The organism is Phyllobacterium myrsinacearum, from assembly GCF_002980555.1.
Lineage (GTDB): Bacteria > Pseudomonadota > Alphaproteobacteria > Rhizobiales > Rhizobiaceae > Phyllobacterium > Phyllobacterium myrsinacearum.
The window spans coordinates 399,788-417,676 of the sequence record NZ_PVBT01000004.1 but is presented as its reverse complement, the minus strand read 5'-3'; the positions used below and the strand labels follow the sequence as shown (position 1 = coordinate 417,676).

The 17,889-nt window shown below is 58.4% G+C and carries 18 protein-coding genes; 4 read left to right on the top strand and 14 right to left on the bottom strand.

Annotated features, from left to right (window positions below):
- Positions 1–421: 421 nt before the first annotated feature.
- The 3 genes from mmsB to chvE all read right to left on the bottom strand — a co-directional run bounded on the left by mmsB (position 422) and on the right by chvE (position 4,377).
- Complete coding sequence (mmsB, locus tag C5750_RS16585) at positions 422–1,621, bottom strand: multiple monosaccharide ABC transporter permease (protein WP_105735005.1); 1,200 nt, start codon at positions 1,619–1,621, stop codon at positions 422–424.
- Positions 1,618–3,147: a multiple monosaccharide ABC transporter ATP-binding protein gene (gene mmsA, locus C5750_RS16580; protein WP_105735004.1), complete on the bottom strand. Its 1,530-nt coding sequence runs from the start codon at positions 3,145–3,147 to the stop codon at positions 1,618–1,620. The genes mmsB and mmsA overlap by 4 nt, the downstream gene beginning before the upstream one ends.
- A 174-nt stretch (positions 3,148–3,321) precedes the next feature.
- On the bottom strand, positions 3,322–4,377 hold the full coding sequence (chvE, locus tag C5750_RS16575; RefSeq protein WP_105735003.1) for a multiple monosaccharide ABC transporter substrate-binding protein: 1,056 nt from the start codon (positions 4,375–4,377) through the stop codon (positions 3,322–3,324).
- A 327-nt stretch (positions 4,378–4,704) separates the two neighbouring features.
- Here chvE and araD1 point away from each other — a divergent pair, with 327 nt between their 5' ends.
- Entirely contained in the window at positions 4,705–5,697 is a 993-nt protein-coding gene (gene araD1, locus C5750_RS16570) for an AraD1 family protein (protein ID WP_105735002.1), read from the top strand.
- A 65-nt stretch (positions 5,698–5,762) separates the two neighbouring features.
- Positions 5,763–6,533 (top strand): SDR family NAD(P)-dependent oxidoreductase, encoded by a 771-nt coding sequence (locus tag C5750_RS16565; protein WP_105735047.1) that lies wholly within the window; start codon positions 5,763–5,765, stop codon positions 6,531–6,533.
- 4 nt (positions 6,534–6,537) lie between these two features.
- Here C5750_RS16565 and C5750_RS16560 read toward each other — a convergent pair whose 3' ends face one another.
- The gene (locus C5750_RS16560) at positions 6,538–7,212 is read right to left on the bottom strand and encodes a FadR/GntR family transcriptional regulator (RefSeq protein WP_105735046.1); all 675 of its coding nucleotides are present in this window, start codon (positions 7,210–7,212) and stop codon (positions 6,538–6,540) included.
- A gap of 470 nt (positions 7,213–7,682) precedes the next feature.
- Here C5750_RS16560 and C5750_RS16555 point away from each other — a divergent pair, with 470 nt between their 5' ends.
- Both C5750_RS16555 and C5750_RS16550 read left to right on the top strand, forming a co-directional pair.
- A complete protein-coding gene (locus C5750_RS16555; protein WP_105735001.1) occupies positions 7,683–8,453 on the top strand; it encodes a TIM barrel protein in 771 nt (256 codons plus the stop codon).
- Positions 8,454–8,590: 137 nt separating this feature from the next.
- Entirely contained in the window at positions 8,591–9,589 is a 999-nt protein-coding gene (locus C5750_RS16550) for a LacI family DNA-binding transcriptional regulator (protein WP_105735000.1), read from the top strand.
- A gap of 45 nt (positions 9,590–9,634) precedes the next feature.
- Here the strand turns inward: C5750_RS16550 and C5750_RS16545 are convergent, their stop codons facing one another.
- The 10 genes from C5750_RS16545 to C5750_RS16500 form a co-directional block, all read right to left on the bottom strand.
- Complete coding sequence (locus tag C5750_RS16545; RefSeq protein WP_105734999.1) at positions 9,635–10,432, bottom strand: transporter substrate-binding domain-containing protein; 798 nt, start codon at positions 10,430–10,432, stop codon at positions 9,635–9,637.
- Positions 10,429–11,379: an isoaspartyl peptidase/L-asparaginase gene (locus tag C5750_RS16540; RefSeq protein WP_105734998.1), complete on the bottom strand. Its 951-nt coding sequence runs from the start codon at positions 11,377–11,379 to the stop codon at positions 10,429–10,431. The genes C5750_RS16545 and C5750_RS16540 overlap by 4 nt, the downstream gene beginning before the upstream one ends.
- Positions 11,380–11,381: 2 nt before the next feature.
- Positions 11,382–12,116, bottom strand: coding sequence for an amino acid ABC transporter ATP-binding protein (locus C5750_RS16535; protein WP_105734997.1), 735 nt, complete (start codon positions 12,114–12,116; stop codon positions 11,382–11,384).
- Position 12,117: 1 nt separating this feature from the next.
- Positions 12,118–12,789, bottom strand: coding sequence for an amino acid ABC transporter permease (locus tag C5750_RS16530; protein WP_105734996.1), 672 nt, complete (start codon positions 12,787–12,789; stop codon positions 12,118–12,120).
- On the bottom strand, positions 12,789–13,457 hold the full coding sequence (locus tag C5750_RS16525; RefSeq protein WP_105734995.1) for an amino acid ABC transporter permease: 669 nt from the start codon (positions 13,455–13,457) through the stop codon (positions 12,789–12,791). The genes C5750_RS16530 and C5750_RS16525 overlap by 1 nt, the downstream gene beginning before the upstream one ends.
- Before the next feature lie 92 nt (positions 13,458–13,549).
- Positions 13,550–13,888 carry a cupin domain-containing protein gene (locus C5750_RS16520; protein ID WP_105734994.1) on the bottom strand — a complete coding sequence of 113 codons (339 nt, stop codon included), beginning with the start codon at positions 13,886–13,888 and terminating at the stop codon, positions 13,550–13,552.
- Between the two features lie 106 nt (positions 13,889–13,994).
- Entirely contained in the window at positions 13,995–14,918 is a 924-nt protein-coding gene (locus C5750_RS16515; protein WP_105734993.1) for a sugar phosphate isomerase/epimerase family protein, read from the bottom strand.
- Positions 14,919–14,939: 21 nt separating this feature from the next.
- Entirely contained in the window at positions 14,940–16,061 is a 1,122-nt protein-coding gene (locus tag C5750_RS16510; RefSeq protein ID WP_105734992.1) for a sn-glycerol-3-phosphate import ATP-binding protein UgpC, read from the bottom strand.
- An 11-nt stretch (positions 16,062–16,072) separates the two neighbouring features.
- A complete protein-coding gene (locus tag C5750_RS16505) occupies positions 16,073–16,960 on the bottom strand; it encodes an ABC transporter permease subunit (protein WP_105734991.1) in 888 nt (295 codons plus the stop codon).
- 10 nt (positions 16,961–16,970) lie between these two features.
- On the bottom strand, positions 16,971–17,867 hold the full coding sequence (locus C5750_RS16500; protein ID WP_105734990.1) for a carbohydrate ABC transporter permease: 897 nt from the start codon (positions 17,865–17,867) through the stop codon (positions 16,971–16,973).
- Between the last annotated feature and the right edge of the window lie 22 nt (positions 17,868–17,889).

The following is a 17,889-nucleotide window of genomic DNA, read 5'->3' as shown; positions in this document are numbered from 1 at the left end:
CTCGCGCAACAATCCGAAATCTCAAACCAGAGCTTCCTTTAGGGCGCATTCAGCAACCGCCAGCGGCGCCCCGCCCTCGTTGTGTCGGTATATAGACCCCACCAACCAAAACTGTCAACACGCCTTTCCAAAAAAAACGCTCAAATCAAAACTTTCTCAAGCAAACCAAACAACCCCTGGGGATAACCCAACAACCACCAGACAAAGAACCCAATGAATACGGGCGTTTCGCGTTCCGCGAGGGGAAATGTGACAGTTATAATCCGTTAACCATAGGCTGTTTTCCACCTGCCCAGGCGTGCCGATCCCGGTTTTTCCGGCGATGAAGATGCGTCGGCTGACCAAATGAGCCGACTCAGGGCGTGAAAACAAACAGCCCGGCTTGGGACCGGGCTGTTGCATTCGGAACAGAGCGGGCGTTTTACCCCTTGTTCTTGTTGTAAACGTCGAACACCACCGCCGCGAGCAGGACCAATCCCTTGATCACCTGCTGCCAGTCGATGTTGACGCCCATGATCGACATGCCATTGTTCATGACGCCCATGATGAAGGCGCCGATGACGGCCCCCATCACCTGCCCGACGCCGCCCATCGCCGAAGCGCCGCCAATGAAGACGGCGGCGATCACGTCAAGCTCGAAGCCGAGACCGGCCTTCGGCGTTGCCGTGTTGAGACGGGCGGCAAAGATCAGCCCGGCCAGCGCTGCCAGAACGCCCATATTGACAAAGGTCAGAAAGGTCAGCCGTTCCGTCTTGATACCGGACAGTTTTGCCGCCTTCTCATTGCCGCCCATGGCGTAGATGCGCCGCCCCACGGTCATGCGTTTGGTGACGAAAACGAACAGGGCGATCAGCAGCGACATGACGATGAGGACATTCGGCAATCCCTTATAGGAAGACAGCAGGTAGGTCAGGAACAGGATGATGCCGGCAATGATGAGGTTCTTGGCGGCAAACAGTGCGAACGGCTCGCCCTGATAGCCGTGCTTCTCGCGCTTGGCCCGGCCGCGCAGGCTGAAATAGATCATCAGCGCCACGAGAACGATGCCGACCAGCATCGAGGTGATGTTGAAACCGGCGCCGCCGAAGATGTCGGGAATGAAACCCGAGCTCAGCAACTGGAACTGCGGCGGGAACGGTCCGACGGACTGGCCGCCGAGAAGCCACAGGGCCAGGCCCTTGAAGACCAGCATGCCTGCCAGGGTCACGATAAAGGACGGAATCTTGTGATAGGCGACCCAATAGCCCTGCGCCGCGCCGATGAGCCCGCCCACGACCAGGCACAGGATCGTCGCCGGGATATAATGGATATGCCATTGCACCATCATCACGGCGGCAAGCCCGCCGACAAATCCCGAGACCGACCCCACCGACAGATCGATATGGCCGGCGACAATCACCAGCAGCATGCCGAGGGCCATGATGATGATATAGCTGTTCTGCAGGACGAGGTTGGTCAGGTTGACCGGCCGGAACAGCGTGCCGTTCGTGGTGAACTGGAAGAACAACATGATCAGGATCAGCGCCAGCACCAGGCCGTATTCGCGCAGATTGCCCTTCATGGGTGACCCGTCCGTCTTGGTTTCGGTCTTCGCCGGGTTGGCTGCGGTTTCAACGGTCATGATATTTTCCCTTCGGCACGGATAATGGCGCGCATGATCTTTTCCTGGCTTGCTTCCTTGGCTGGCATTTCGCCGACGATCCTGCCCTGGTTCATCACATAGATCCGGTCGCAGACGCCGAGCAGCTCCGGCATTTCCGACGAGATCATCAGCACGCTCTTGCCCTCGCTCACCAGCTGGTTGATGATGGAATAGATTTCATATTTTGCCCCGACGTCGATCCCGCGGGTCGGCTCGTCCAGCATCAGCAGATCCGGATCGGCGAAAAGCCATTTCGACAGGACGACCTTCTGCTGGTTGCCGCCGGAAAGATTGCCGGTTTTCTGATAGATGCTGGATGAGCGGATATTGGTCTTGCGGCGGTATTCATTGGCCACCTTCAATTCCGCCATATCGTCCAGCACGCCGCCATGCGAGACACCGTCGAGGTTGACGATGGTGGTGTTGTGCTTGATGTGGTCGATCAGGTTGAGCCCGTAGGTCTTGCGATCTTCCGTGACATAGGCAATGCCGTTATCGACCGCCTTGCCGATGGTCGAAACATCCACTTTCCTGCCCTTGATGAAAACCTCGCCGCTGATCTTGCGGCCATAGGCCTTGCCGAAGACACTCATGGCAAATTCGGTGCGCCCTGCCCCCATCAGCCCGGCAATCCCCACCACCTCGCCCTTGCGAACGTTGAGACTGATGCCGTTGATGACGGTCCGGTCGCTGTGAACGTGATGATGAACCACCCAGTCCTTCACTTCAAAGACGATCTCGCCGATATCGGGCTCGCGCTGGGGAAAGCGATCCGCAAGCTGGCGGCCGACCATGGAGGTCACGATCCGGTCCTCGGAAATCGCATCCTTGTCCAGCGTTTCAATCGTCGCCCCGTCGCGCAGCACGGTGATGCGGTCGGCAACCTTGCCGACCTCGTTCAGCTTGTGGGAAATCAGGATCGACGAAATGCCCTGCGCCTTGAACTCCAGCAGCAGTTCAAGCAGTGCATCGCTGTCCTTTTCATTGAGACTGGCCGTCGGCTCATCGAGAATGAGCAGTTCGACTTCTTTCGACAGGGCCTTGGCGATTTCCACCAGCTGCTGCTTGCCGACGCCAAGATTGGTGATCAGCGTCTGCGGATCTTCGCGCAGGCCCACCTTCTTGAGCAGCGCCCGCGTGCGGATTTCCGCAGCATGCCAGTCGATAATGCCGAATTTTGCCGGTTCGTTGCCCAGAAAAATGTTTTCGGCGATGGACAGAAGCGGGACAAGGGCCAGCTCCTGATGAATGATGATGATGCCTTTCGCTTCGCTGTCGCCGATATCGCGAAAGTGCTGTTCCTGCCCGTTATAGTGAATTTCACCCTCATAGCTGCCATGCGGATAGACACCGCTGAGCACTTTCATGAGAGTTGATTTTCCCGCACCGTTCTCGCCGACAAGCGCGTGAATTTCGCCCTTGCGGACATTCAGATTGACATTGTTGAGCGCTTTCACCCCGGGAAAGGTTTTGGTGATGTTGCGCATTTCGAGGATAGTATCCATGCAGATCCTCATCGACGCCTGCGAGCCGCATAATAGGCCCAGATGGCGTTTCTCTTTGCAAGCTTACAGAAAACCGGCGGCTGCACACCAGCGGAATATTCTGCGCATGTGCCACTGCCCGCGTAACAACAAACCCTGCGCAATGATGCGCAGGGTTTGCCGGATATCCAAGTCCTATTTGATCTGGGCTTCGGTGTAATATCCGCCGCCAATCAGGATGTCCTTCCAATTGGTCTTGTCCACTTCCACCGGCTTCAGGAGATAGGATGGCACGACCTTCACACCATTGTTGTAGGTCTTGGTGTCGTTGATCTCCGGCTGCTCACCCTTCAGCACCTTGTCGATGAGGTTCGATGTCACCTTGGCCAGCTCACGCGTATCCTTGTAGATCGTCGAATACTGCTCGCCGGCAATGATCGACTTCACCGAGGGAACTTCCGCGTCCTGCCCGGAAACGAACGGGAACGGCTGGTCCTTGGTGCCGTAGCCGACGCCGCGCAGCGATGACAGGATGCCGATCGACAGACCATCATAGGGCGACAGGACAGCATTGACCTTCTTGTCCGTGTAGTAGGCGGAAAGAAGATTATCCATGCGGGCCTGGGCGACAGCACCATCCCAGCGCAGCGTACCCACCTTGTCCATACCGGTCTGGCCGGACTGGACAACGAGCTTGCCGCTGTCGATCAGAGGCTGAAGCACGGACATGGCGCCATTATAGAAGAAGAACGCGTTGTTGTCGTCGGGCGAGCCGCCGAACAGTTCGATATTGAACGGGCCTTTTGCCTCGGGAAGGCCGAGCGCCTTCACGAGAGATCCAGCCTGGAGAACGCCAACCTGAAAGTTGTCAAATGTCGTGTAGTAGTCGACATTGCCGGAATCGCGGATCAGGCGATCATAGGAAATGACCTTGATGTTCGCGTCATGCGCCTGCTGCAGCACATTGGACAGCGTTGTGCCGTCAATGGCCGCGATGACCAGAACCTTCACACCCTTGGTGACCATGTTCTCGATCTGGGCCAGCTGGTTTGGAATGTCATCTTCCGCATATTGCAGATCGGTGCTGTAGCCGCGCTCTTTCAGCGCCTTCACCATATTGTCTCCGTCAGCGATCCAGCGTGCGGAGGATTTAGTCGGCATCGAAATGCCAACGGCGCCCTTGTCCTGAGCAAAACCCTGCGTACCCATCGCAAAAAGCGCGATCAGGCCTGCAGCAACCATCTTAAACATTTTCACTGGTATCCTCCCAATTTCCCTAATGGACGCTATTTTAGTCGAGCATGTTTTCCGGGCGGAATCGTTTTCATGTCAGCCGCCAGCTCCTCCCAGAGCACGATCCTTACAACACTTATCTCAAAAGTATGACTTTTGGAATAGGCCTTACGAAGCACAATAAAAAGTCTTTTCCGGCGGCGCGGCAGCACGGTTCGAAATCAAGACCCGCAACCGTTTACATCAATATAATACTATTATAGTATTTTTAAAAATCGCGCGTTTCAAGTCAAGAATGAAGTGGAGCCGCGCCTGCTTCACACGATAAATCCCGGGAGGACAGACGTGAATTTGGTTCAATTGCTCAATGCCAAGGGAAAGAGGCAGGTTGCCGCACGGGTGGACAATACATTCCGGCACGTGAAGCGGACCCGGTCGATTCTCGAACTCGCGCACGCGGCCATTGAAGCCAGGACCTCCCTTTCCAGGATCGTCGAAGAGCGCGGGCTGGGAAAAGGGCTCGACATCGAGGCCGCCTATGCCGAAGGGCGGCTGCTGTCGCCCATCGATACGCACGATCCCGCCCACATCCATCTGACGGGAACGGGGCTGACCCATCTTGGGTCCGCCGCGACGCGCGATGCCATGCACCGCAAGATCGGCGACGCCAAGGAAGAGGCCCTGACCGATTCGATGAAGATGTTCCGCATGGGTCTCGAAGGCGGCAAGCCGAAGAAGGGGCAGACCGGCGTGCAGCCGGAATGGTTCTACAAGGGCAATGGCACGATGCTGACCGGGCCGGGGCAGCCGCTTCTGTCCCCGGCCTTTGCCGAAGACGCCGGCGAAGAACCGGAGATTGCCGGCATCTATGTGATCGGTTCCGACGGTACGCCGTTCCGGATCGGCTTTGCGCTGGCCAACGAATTCTCCGACCATGTCACCGAGCGGGTGAACTACCTCTTTCTGGCCCACTCCAAACTGCGCCCCTGTTCCCTGGGGCCGGAGTTGATCGTCGGGGATCTGCCAGCCGATATTCGCGGCAGTTCGCGGATCCTGCGCAAGGGCAAGGCGATCTGGGAAAAGCCGTTCCTGTCGGGTGAAGACAACATGTCCCACACGATTGCCAATCTGGAACATCACCATTTCAAATATCCGGTTTTCCGCCAGCCCGGCGATGTCCATGTCCACATGTTCGGAACCGCGACACTGTCCTTCGCCGATGGCATCAAGACGCAGAATGGCGACGTCTTTGAAATCGAAGCGCCTGCCTTCGGCCTGCCCTTGCGCAATCCGCTGAAAATGGAAAAACCGGTGAAGGTGAAAGTGGCTGCACTTTAAGCGGCAAAACTGCCAGACAGGTTCGCACGCCCTGCCCGCAACCATAATCGGTATAGATGATGACAATGACACCGACCGTTTTCGCACGCTATCCCGGCTTGTCCGGCAAGCCGGTTTTCATTTCCGGCGGCGCCACAGGCATTGGAGAGATGATCGTCCGCGCCTTTGCAGCGGAAGGCGCCAGGGTGGGATTTGTTGATCTTGCCGAAGCGGAGGGCAGAAAACTTGCTGACGAACTGAATGCCTCGGGCGGCAGCGTGACGTTTCGCCCCGCCGATGTGACGGATATCGGTGCCTATCAAAGGACGATCCGCGCAATCGAGGACATCCAAGGCGCGACAACGGTTCTCGTGAACAATGCCGCCAATGACACACGCCATGACTGGCGTGAGGTGACACCGGAATATTTCGATCAGCGCATCGCCGTGAACCTGCGCCACATGTTTTTCGCCATCCAGGCCGTCGCACCGGCAATGATTGCCGCCGGTGGCGGTTCCATTATCAACTTCGGCTCCGTCGGCTGGATGATGGCGTCGGGAGGATATCCCGGCTACGCCTCTGCCAAGTCGGCCGTCCACGGCCTCACCCGCTCCTTTGCCCGCGATCTCGGCAAGCACGCTATCCGCGTCAACACACTCGTGCCCGGATGGGTGATGACCCAGCGCCAGCTCGATCTGTGGGTCGACGATGCGGCCAATGAATTGATCGACCGCAGCCAATGCCTGGCTGGACGTGTCATGCCGGATGATATCGCCCGCATGGCGCTGTTCCTCGCATCGGATGATTCCAGAATGTGTTCCGCCCAGAACTTCATCGTCGACGGCGGATGGGTCTAGGGCTCTAGTCCGTGCCCGAAGCTGCGAGGACGCGCTCGGCACCATCCTGAATGACCCCGCGCATGGCCTCCTTGGCTGCCGCCACGTCCCGGTCCCTGATGGCATCGGCGATCGCCCTGTGCCGTGCAACCGAATGCATGTGACGCTCGGTGTTGGGTATGGGCGAGCTGATGGTGAAGGTTGTCACCAACGCCACCTCGATCAGGGCACTGATCGAGCGCATGAACGGATTGCCGGAGGCTTCCGCGATGGCAATGTGGAACTGCAGGTCGCTGTGGACGAAGTGTGCGGGCGATTCCCGCGTGCTGCCCATCTCCTCAACCCATTCGTAGAGTTTTGCAAGCTGCGCTTCGGTGCGCCGCAGGGCCGCCAGGCCTGCGGCCTCCGGCTCCAGCGCCAGACGCATTTCCACGATGCTCGATAGGAAGGCGGCGCTGGCGCCGGCCTCGAAATGCCACACGAGAATATCCGGATCGAACAGGTTCCAGTTGGAGCGCTCCAGCACGCGGGTGCCGATCTTGGCCTTGGGCTGGATAAGTCCCTTCGCCGCCAGGGTCTTCAACGCCTCGCGCAGAACGGTGCGCGACACGCCAAAGCGCTCAAGCAGTTCCGCATCCCCCGGCAGAATGCTGTTCTCGGGATAGGACCCGTTGACGATCCGCAGGCCAAGATCGCGCATCACGTGGCCGTGATGCGTCCGCGAATGACCCGCCGTGCGAAAATCATAATTGCTGAGTTCGTTCTCTACCAATTGTATCCCTGCGACTGGCGGTTTGCTTCTTGGTGCGGCAGCAAATATTGATCAATTCCACTGCTCCGCGGTGCAACCTGCTTCGCCAGTTCCTCCCTGATTATTATTTATAATATTATATGATCAATAACAATTCTCAATCTGAACACCGCGCAAATCCGCGTGGCATTCCAGCAGTAAGCCTTAAATTCCGGGCGTCCGCATTGTCAACGGCTGCCGCGCTCTGCTCAGCCGCTGCTCGAATGAGTGATCAAGACTGTTCTGTCCCCACACGCTTGGCGAGCTTGAGGACAGTCTTTCCGCACCCGACATCAATCTGACCCCGGATCAGGTGAAATGGCTGGAAGGCTTAGCCCGAATATGGCAAGCAGGAGAACAAAACCGGCAAGGGGGAAGCGATGAAGTATTCGGCATGTATCGAGTGGCTGTTCACTCCCGAATCGCCCGATTTCGCCAACCGCATCCGTTTGGCAAGGGATGCCGGGCTTGACGCGGTGGAGTTCTGGAAATGGACGGAGAAGGACATACCGGCTGTCGAGAAGGCCTTGGCGGAAACAGGGCTCGCTTTATCCAGTCTCGTCGCGGAGCCAATGATTCCGCTGACCGATCCTGCATCCCACGACGCCTTTCTGGTTGGCCTGCGGGCCAGCGCCGAAATGGCAAACCGTCTGGGTGCCAGGGTACTCATCGCGCAGGCCGGCGATGATCTTCCCAGCCGCACCCGGGCGGAACAGCACCAGTCCTTGGTCGATTGCCTGACACAGGCGGCCGATGTGCTGGCTGGAACCGGCGTTGTGCTGGGGCTTGAACCACTCAATACGCTCATCGACCACAAGGGCTATTTTCTTCATTCAACGGTTGAAGGTCTTGATATTGTCGATGAAGTAAACCGTCCGGAAATCCGCATTGTCTACGATATCTATCATTCTCTCGTCATGGGAGAAGCGACGGCAGAGGTGCTCAAAAGCCGGATCGACCGCGTTGCTCATGTCCACATTGCCGACCATCCCGGCCGCAACGAGCCCGGCAGCGGCACACTGGAATTGTCAAAATCCCTGCAGTGGCTGTTTGATAACGGCTACACTGGATTTGTCGGGCTGGAATACCGGCCAACCGCCGGCACACAATCGAGTCTGGAGATGACGTTCCGGACGCTTGGCCGGCGTTAGACGTGTGTTTTGCTATTGAAGTGCTGAGGGAGAAGCAGGTAAGCATGGATTGATCCTCGCTTCCTGCCGGCTGCTTATCAGTGCGTCGTTTTTGGCACCACCAAAGAGCGGATCAGACATGAAGGATGCCGATATCCATGACCGATCCGCGCAAGCGCCACACCCTGCCGACCATTGCGGATGTCGCCGAACTGGCGGGCGTCTCCCGCGCCATCGCGTCCCGGGCGCTGTCAAGTGAACCGCGACCCGTTTCGGCGGACAAACGGGAGCGGGTATTGGCAGCGGCTGCCAAGCTTGGCTTCAAACCCAACCTGTTGGCGCGGAGCCTGACGACAAAGACCGTCAATCTCGTAGCCGTCATCGTCAACCACATCCATGATCTGTCGGATCTCGACCTGTTCGATCTCCTGATCAGCCAGATCCAGTCCATCGGCAAACAGGTGATTTTTGTTCGCGTCGGCTCGGCCGAACGGATTGACGAGTTCCTGCGCAACGGCATTGCCTATCACGTCGATGCGGCCCTCGTGTTCTCCGATTTCGCCGATGCGGAAACGGTGCGCAAAATGTTCCGCAACGACAGCGTCCTGATGCTCAACGGCATGCGGGATGCCAGTTCCCCCGCCATTATTCCCGATGAACAGGTGGGGATCGCCGCGGCTGTCACGGATGCCCGAAACAAGGGCGTGCGCAGTGCGCTGCTGGTGACAGGCCGGTCCGCCTCGCCGGTCGAACAGACGCGTATCGCCGTCTACAAATCGGAACTGCAGCGCCAGGAGATCAGGCTGGTCGCGGAGCTGCGCGGCGACTATTCCTACCAGAGCGGCCGCCATGTGGCATCGTCATCCGATTGGCAGGCAGCCGACGCGGTGTTCTGCACCTCCGACGCGATGGCCATGGGCGTTCTCGATGTGCACCGCAACGCGTTTCCCGACAACCGGCCGCGGACATTCCGGCTCTATGGCTTCGACGACGTGACCCTGGCGGAATACGAGGCCTATCCGATTTCATCCATCGGCTATGACAAAGCAGCCTATATCGATGAAATCCTCAAGTTTCTGCGGGAGCCAGCCCTGTTCAACGCTGGCGAGAAACTCATCCAGGTGCCAACCTACTTCGTCGCGCGGTCAAGCTCCTGAGCGAAAAGCAAAGGCCGGGAACAATGCCCGGCCCTTGCCTTGATATTACCAGAGCGGCGTCAGCGCCGGCGGGTTGGCTTTTTCGCCCCACCACTTCTTGTAATTCGCATCATAGGCGCCGGACTGGATGTAGTCGGAGACGAACATATCAAGCCAGCGGACGAATTCCGGATCGCCCTTGGCAACGGCAATACCGATCGGATCGTTGGAATAGAGACCGGGCAAGGTTACCAGATTGTCGTTCTTGGTGGCGAGATAGTCGAGCAGCGACGAGTCCTCGATCGCCGCGGCAACACGCTTCTGCTGCAGGAGCAGCACGCCATCGGGCGAGAAATTGTCGGTATAGACCAGTTCCGCCGTCGGCACGCTCTTCTTCAGGAAGCTTTCGCCTGTTGTGCCACGGCCAACGACCACCTTCTTGCCCGCCAGGTCTTCCAGCTTGGCAATACCCGCATCCTTCTGCACGATGACGCGCAGGCCGGCACGGTTGTAGGGGATCGAGAAATTGACGGTCTTGGCGCGTTCCAGCGTCGCCGAGGTATTGGCCACCACAATATCAAGCTGGCCGGAGACCAGCATGGACACGCGGGCATCGCCGGAAACGTCGGTGAACTCGACGGGAACGCCGAGCTTGGCCGCCAGCATGGTTGCCACATCGACGTCATAGCCGACCGGGTTGTTCTTGTCGTCGCGGAAACCGATGGGCTCGCCGCCCAGCGACACGCCGATGCGGACCTTTCCCTGCGCGCGGATGTCGTCGATCTTCCCGGCATGCGCCACGCCGGTAAAAGCCAGTGCGCCGGTCAGCGCGAGCGCGGCCAGTTTTCCAATGAACCGTTTCATGAATGTCCCCTTTGTGTTGTTTGTTGCGGATCATATTTTCGGGCAAGCCGGCGTTCGGGTTCCTCCATCCCGGCTTCCCAGAACCAGTATTTGATTTCATCGTCGCAGCGGAAACTTGCCACCTCGTGATTGCCCTTGGCGTCGATTGCATGAATGACCACGCCAGCCAAGAATCCGGTGGTCAGCTGTGCGAGGTCTTCCATCGCCAAATCGACCGCTTCCCGTAGCGAATGTCCGAAGCGCATGGCAAGCACGATACTGCGGGCCGTGCCGCAGCGGATGGTCATTTCACCCGTATGGGTGCAGGCGGCGGCGCCATAACGGCTGTCCGCGTAGAACCCGGCACCGGCAATGGGCGAATCGCCGAGGCGCCCCGGATATTTCCAGGCCCAGCCGGAGGTGGACGTGACCGCGTGAATACCGTTGGCGGAATCTTTCGACAGAAACACCGTGGTATCGCGGACCCGTTCGGGGTCGGTAATGGTGCGGCTCAAGGGCGCGAGCGGAATATCAGGAAAGGCTGCCAGCTCCTCCGGTGTCAATTCCTTCTGCAACCGCTCCCACCAGACGCGCTTGCTGTCTTCATATAACGTTTCATCGAGCGGAAACCCGATTTCCGTGGCAAAACGGCGGGCGCCATCGCCGGTCAGCATGACATGCGGTAATCGTTTCATCACTTCATGCGCGAGCGCCGCAACGGGCAGCGTATCGGGGACGGCACCGACAGCGCCGACATCGCGCGTCGTGCCATTCATCACACCCGCATCGAACTCCATGCGCCCGAGCATGTTGGGCCAGCCGCCATAACCGACACTGCGGACCTTCACTTCGCGCTCGACTTCGCTGATACCGGCAACCATGGCGTCGAGGCCATGCGCCTCCTGCTTGAGGAGCTCGACGCTCCTGGCAAAACCCGGCCAAGCCTCGTTGTTCGCAATCAGGATCATTGTCAGTCTTTACGCATTTTGGAGAGAAACTGGGCGATGCGTGGCTTGGCCATGCCGCCATCGGCTGCAAAGAACTCAGCGGTCGGCAGGTCGACGACGAGCTGTCCCTTGTCGAGAAAGACGATCCGCGACGAGATGGTGCGGGCAAACTCGATTTCATGCGTGACGAAAACCATCGTCGTTCCGTCATGGGCGAGCTTGGCGAGAATGGCCAGCACATCCGAGGTCATCTCGGGATCGAGCGCACTCGTGATTTCATCGAGCAGGAGATAGCGCGGCTTCATGGCGAGCGCCCGGCAGATGCCGACACGCTGACGTTGCCCGCCGGAGAGCTGCGCCGGAAAAGCGTCGGCACGGGCACTCAGCCCGACGGAGTCCAGAAGTGTGCGCGCATCGGCTTCCGCCTGCTTGCGCGGTATTTTCAGGACTTCCACCGGCGCCAGCGCAATGTTCTGCACGGCCGTCATGTGGGGGTAGAGATTGAAAAGCTGGAAGACCGTTGCCGACCGCTTGCGCGCTTCCGACAGCTCCTTCGGGCGCGACACGTCGAAATCGTCAATGGTGATACGCCCGCCATCGAGCTTTTCCAGGCCGTTCATGCAGCGGATCAGGGTCGATTTGCCCGAGCCGCTGGAGCCGAGAATGGACACGACTTCACCGCTATGCACATCAAGGTCTATTCCGTCGAGTACGGTCGCAGAACCAAACGCCTTGCGTACTCCTCTTACGCTGATCATTTCACAGACCCTTCCATGCGGTGTGCGCCCTCAACCGCTTCTCCAGTCTGGCTCCGCCAAAGGCGACGAGCTTGGCCATGACATAGTAAAGCCCGCCGACGACAGCCCAGACGATGAATGGTTTCAGCGTGCGCAGATTGAGAATATTGCCGATCTTCGTCAGGTCCACCACGCCGATCACCGATATCAGCGATGTCACCTGCAGCTGGTTCACGAGAAGACCGGTCAGCGGACCGATGGCAAAGGCCATGGCCTGCGGTGCGATGATGCGGCGAAGAATTTGCCAGCGTGACAGACCGAAAACCCGGGCGGCCTCGATCTGGTCGCGGCCGATGGATTCGATCGCCGACACGGCAATGACATAGACGAATGCCGCCGTATTGCCCGACAGCGTGATCACCGCCGCCTCGACCGGCGTTACGTTGATCTTGGCAAAAGCGGGCAAGCCGAAGAACACGAGAAACAGCTGGACCAGAACCGGGGAGTTTTTCAGCACTTCCGCGACGACAGCCACGATCTGCGCCAGCACGGGAATGCGATAGAACCGGATGACCGCCCACAGAGAGCCGATGAAAAGGCCGATGATTGTCGTTGCCAGGAAAAGCGCGAGGGAAACACCCAGCCCCTGCGCGAGCAGGACGATGTCATAGGAGGTGAACGCCGTATAACGCATCAGGCGGCCTCTGTCTGATCACGGTTGAGATAGCGATGCAACGCGCCGATGGCGAGCGAGACCAGATAGGTCAGGCAGGCATAGGCGACAAGCAGAACCGCATAAATTTCAAAGGGCCGGAATGTATCCGATGCCACGATCTTGGCCGAACCGGTCAATTCGTTCAGCGTGATCGTCGAGAGGATCGACGATGTCAGGATGAGATTGACGAAAACCGAACCCAGGGGCCGCACCGAGGTCCTCAAGGCAATCGGCATGACGATCTTGCGGAAGATCGTCGGTTTGGAAAGCCCGCTGACTTCGGCGGCTTCCAGAATGCCGGGATCGATCGACAGGATTCCGGACCGGATCACATCCGAGGTAAAAGCGCCGCCCGCGATCGAGAGCGCAATAACACCCGTGGTGAACGCATCGATGTAAATGCCGATCTCCGGCAGGCCGTAGAAGAAAAAGAAGAGCTGGACGATGAACGGAATGTTGCGGAACAGATCGACATAGACATAGGCAATGCGGGAGAGAAGCGGCGACGCCGATGTGACCAGCGCCGCAACGACCGTGCCAATGCACAGGCTGCCGGCAAGCGCCAGCACGCAAGCCTCGGCTGTCAGGACCGCACCTTTCACGAGGAAAGGAATGTGCGGCGCCAATATGGTCAGATCAAAGGTCAAACGTCCGTCCGGCGCAAAGTGAAACCGGTTTCAGTTTTGCCTATCGCAAGGATGCTGTCAAGCGGTGGCAGCATGAAAATTGAGCGTGTGGCTTAGGCCAGGAACTCCGCCCGATAGGGCGAGAAACTGTCGATCAGGCGGCCCTTTTCCAGCGCCTTGACGCCGTGGACGAGATTGGACGGGACGATGAAGCTGCCGCCCTGTTCCAGCACCTGGCTGACGCCGTCAATCGTGACTTCAAAACGTCCTTCAGCGATATAGCTTGCCTGGATATGCGGATGCGAATGCAGCGAGCCGACAGCATCCTTTTCAAACTGCACTTCCACCAGCATCATTTCCGGCAGATAGGCCATGATGCGGCGGCTGACGCCGGGCTCGGTCCTGGTCCATTCAGCGGCATCATTTGCAACAAACAGAATATGGTCAGCCATGTTCACAATTCCCAGTAGCAAGAGACCGGCAACAGCCGGTCCCGATGACTGCCATTGTGACCAGAAGCAAGGGGCGCGGTCAACCAGCCGGCCGCGCCGCTTTCACCTAAGCGGCCAGACGGCGGCTGTTGGCGATCTCGGCCAGTTTGAGCGCACGCGCGAGGCAATCGGCCTGTTCATTGGCAAACCGGTTCTCGACGATTTCCATGATCAGCATGGTGTCGGGCAGGAACGTCAGCTCCTCAAAAATTTCTTCCCAGGGAATGTCGCCCCAGCCGATCGGCAGGTGCAGGTCACCAATGCCAAGCGCCGTTGCCTCAGCCGGATGATAGAATTTGGTCATGCTGTTGTAGGGACGGCCGAAGCTGTCATGCACGTGCAGATGCCCCGTGACCGGTGCCATCGCCTTGATCTGTTCACGCCAGTCAAGACCAAGCCGCGTGCTTTCGATGTAGGCATGGCTGAAATCAATGAGACCGCACACATTGGCACTGCCGATAGCCTGCACGGTTTCGCCAACCTGCGCCGGTGTCTGGCGATACTCCGCATCGGTGACCGCGAAAATGTTTTCCAAGGCAATCCGCACGCCATAGCCTTTGGCAATTTCAGCCATTTCGGCAAGCGCATCGCGCTCCATCTTGTCGAGATCGGCGATGCGCGACTGGGCCGGCATTTTGGCACTGCCGCTGTGATGCACGAGGATGCCCGCTTCAACGCGATTGCACAGCTCCAGCATCGCGCGAACAACGGCCTTTTGGTACTCCAGGTGCTCGCGGTCCATGAAATTGGAGACGATCTGGCCATGCACGCTGTAGCGCAGGTCGAACTGGCGGGTGATCGCGGTCAGGCGTTCGGCGCGTCCCGGAATAATCCGGCCGCCCGAGATGATTTCCTCGCCGTACAACGACAATTCGGCGGCATTGGCTCCGAGACCGGCAATGGTACGAAGGGCGTCTTCCAGCGTGTCAAAATTGCCCTTGCCCGTGTAGGTGCAAAAGCCAACGGCGGAAATGGTTGAATCCGAGCTCATATTTGATCCTTTCAAGTCGGGTTATGCAGCCACTGTTTTCGAGGCTGGTTGACGCGCCGCTGCCGGAGCATCGTCAAGGCGCAAACCGGTTTCCTGCGAAAACAGATGAATATGTTCAGAGGGCAACTGCAGACCTGCAACCGCGCCTTGCTCGAAGAACTGATCTTCTTCAACTGATACGGCAAAGCTCAGCCCGTCAATCTCCACGTGAACGATGCGGCCGGAGCCGAGTTCTTCGATGAAATCGACATTGGCCGGAACACTGTTCACGGTACCGGCGGGAACGAGACGGCAATGTTCGGGACGAATTCCGACGGAAACCGCGGTCCCCGCGTTCTGGCCGCCAAGCACCGGGTCGATTGCCTGCACGATACCATCCAGCAGCACATGATCGCCGCCTGCAGCAATAGTCGCGTCGAAGAAATTCATCGCGGGCGAGCCGATGAAAGTTCCGACAAACCGCGTGCGCGGACGGTGGTAGATTTCAAGCGGCGTGCCAACCTGTTCCACATGGCCCTTGTTCATGACAATCAGCTTGTCAGCCAGGGTCATCGCCTCCACCTGATCGTGGGTGACAAAGACCGAGGTTGCCGACAGGCGCTTGTGCAGGCGGCGGATTTCCACGCGCATCTGCACGCGCAGCTTGGCGTCGAGATTGGACAGCGGCTCGTCGAACAGAAACACCTTCGGTTCGCGGATGATCGCGCGGCCCATGGCGACACGCTGCCGCTGGCCGCCGGAAAGCTGTGCCGGTTTGCGGTCGAGCAATTCTTCCAGCCCGACGATCTTGGCCGTTTCTGCAATGCGCCGGTCGCGCTCGGCGCGCGGAACACCGGCAACCTTCAGGGCATAGCCGATATTGGCGGCAACATTCATATGCGGATAGAGCGCGTAGTTCTGGAACACCATCGAGCAGCCGCGATCACGCGGCTCAAGATTATTGACCACCTTGCCATCGATCGAGATCTCTCCGGAGGTGATTTCTTCAAGGCCCGCGATCATGCGCAGCAATGTCGACTTCCCGCAGCCGGAGGGTCCGAGAATGACGACAAACTCGCCGGATTTGAAATTCAGGTCGACGCCATGCAGGATCTGCGTGCTGCCATAGGTCTTGCGCACGTCCTTGATGCCAATTTCAGCCATTGCTACTTCCTTTATTTCTCGGTCGAAACCAGGCCACGGACAAACCAGCGTTGCAGGACAGCAACGACGACCAGGGGTGGCAACATGATGATGAGGGCGCCGGCCATGGAGACGTTCCATTCAGGCAGGGCGTTGACGGACGGCACCAGCGCGCGCATGGCGACCATGGCCGTCTGGTAGCTGGCATCGGTGGTCATCAGCTTGGGCCAGAGATACTGGTTCCATGCATAGACGAACATGATTGTTGCCAGCGCCAGCATATTGGTGCGCGACAGCGGCAGCAGGATATCGATGAAGAAGCGCAGTGGCCGCGCGCCGTCCATCTTGGCCGCCTCTGCCAGTTCGTCGGGGAGCGTCATGTAGAACTGCCGGTAAAGGAACGTGCCTGTCGCCGTCGCAATCAGCGGCAGGACCAGACCCGAATAGGAGTTGAGCAGATTCCACTGCAATGACAATTCGATGCCGGTGACGGTCTGGATGATCCAGCGAACCGGTTCGAACACATCCGAAGCGATGTTGTAGGTCGGGATGACGCGCACTTCGAGCGGCAGCATCAGCGTCATGAAAACCATCCAGAAGAAGACGTGACGCAGCGGGCTCTTGAAATAGACGATGGCGAAAGCGCTCAGCGCCGCCAGGGCGATCTTGCCCGCCATGACCAGAAGCGAAGTGATGAGGCTGTTGAGCAGTGCCGGGCCAAGATTGGCGCGATCCCAGGCAGCGTGAACATTCTTCAGGAAATCGCCGCCGGGCGTCATGTTGAAGGGCACGGCCGTGACCTCCTGCAGCGACTGGGTGGAGGCCGTGAAAATCATCCAGAACGGCCCAAGGATGAGGATCAGCCCCAGGATCATGATGAGATAGGTAATGGCGTTGAGTATGGGTGTGCGTTCGATCATCGCCGGAATCCTACTTGTAATGCACGCGCCGCTCGACGAAGCGGAACTGGATGAACGTGAACACCATGATGAGTCCGATCAGGACGAGGCTCTGGGCCGCTGCGCCGGAGTAATTCAGGCCGCGGAAGGCTTCGCTGACGATGCGGTAGACCATGACATCAGTCGCCTTGTTGGGTCCGCCTTCGGTGGTCAGATCGACGATACCGAATGTATCTGGACCGACAAAACTCTCGGTCAGATTGAGAACCAGAAGAAAGAACAGGGTTGGCGCCAGCAGCGGAATCTGGATATCGAGCGCGCGGCGCACCGGGCCAGAGCCATCCATGGACGATGCTTCAAGCAGGCTGCGCGGGATGGATTGCAGGCCGGCCGTCATGAAGATGAAGTTGTAGCCGATCCACTTCCACGCAAAGCAGATGATGACGAGGATCATGGCGTGACTGCCATACTTGGCTGGGTTCCACAGATCGGGCGACCAGGTGTTCACCACCGCGATCAGGCCGCTTTCCGGTGCAAAGATGAAGCGGAATGCCAGGCCCACCGCCGGGGCGGCAATGGCATAGGGCCAGATATAAAAGAACCGGAACAGGCTCGATCCCTTCAGCTGGCGGTCAACGCAGATCGCGAGGATAAAGGCGATGAACATCGACAGTCCGGTCGCCGTGAACGCAAAGAACAGGCTCAGGGACACGGAGCGCCAATATTCGCTGTCAGCGAAAACTTCGCGAAAATTGTCAAAACCAACGAAGAGACGTTCGCCCGCGCCGCCAAAGGCGGGTTCCAGAGTGAAAGCCCAGTTGAAAACCGAAATGGCCGGCCAATAGAAAAAGAACAAAATGAGCAGGAGTTGCGGCAATGCAAAGAGGACGGGCAACCACCAGCTTTTGAAAACAGCGCGCTTGTTCATGAGAATATTCAATTCTGCCTAT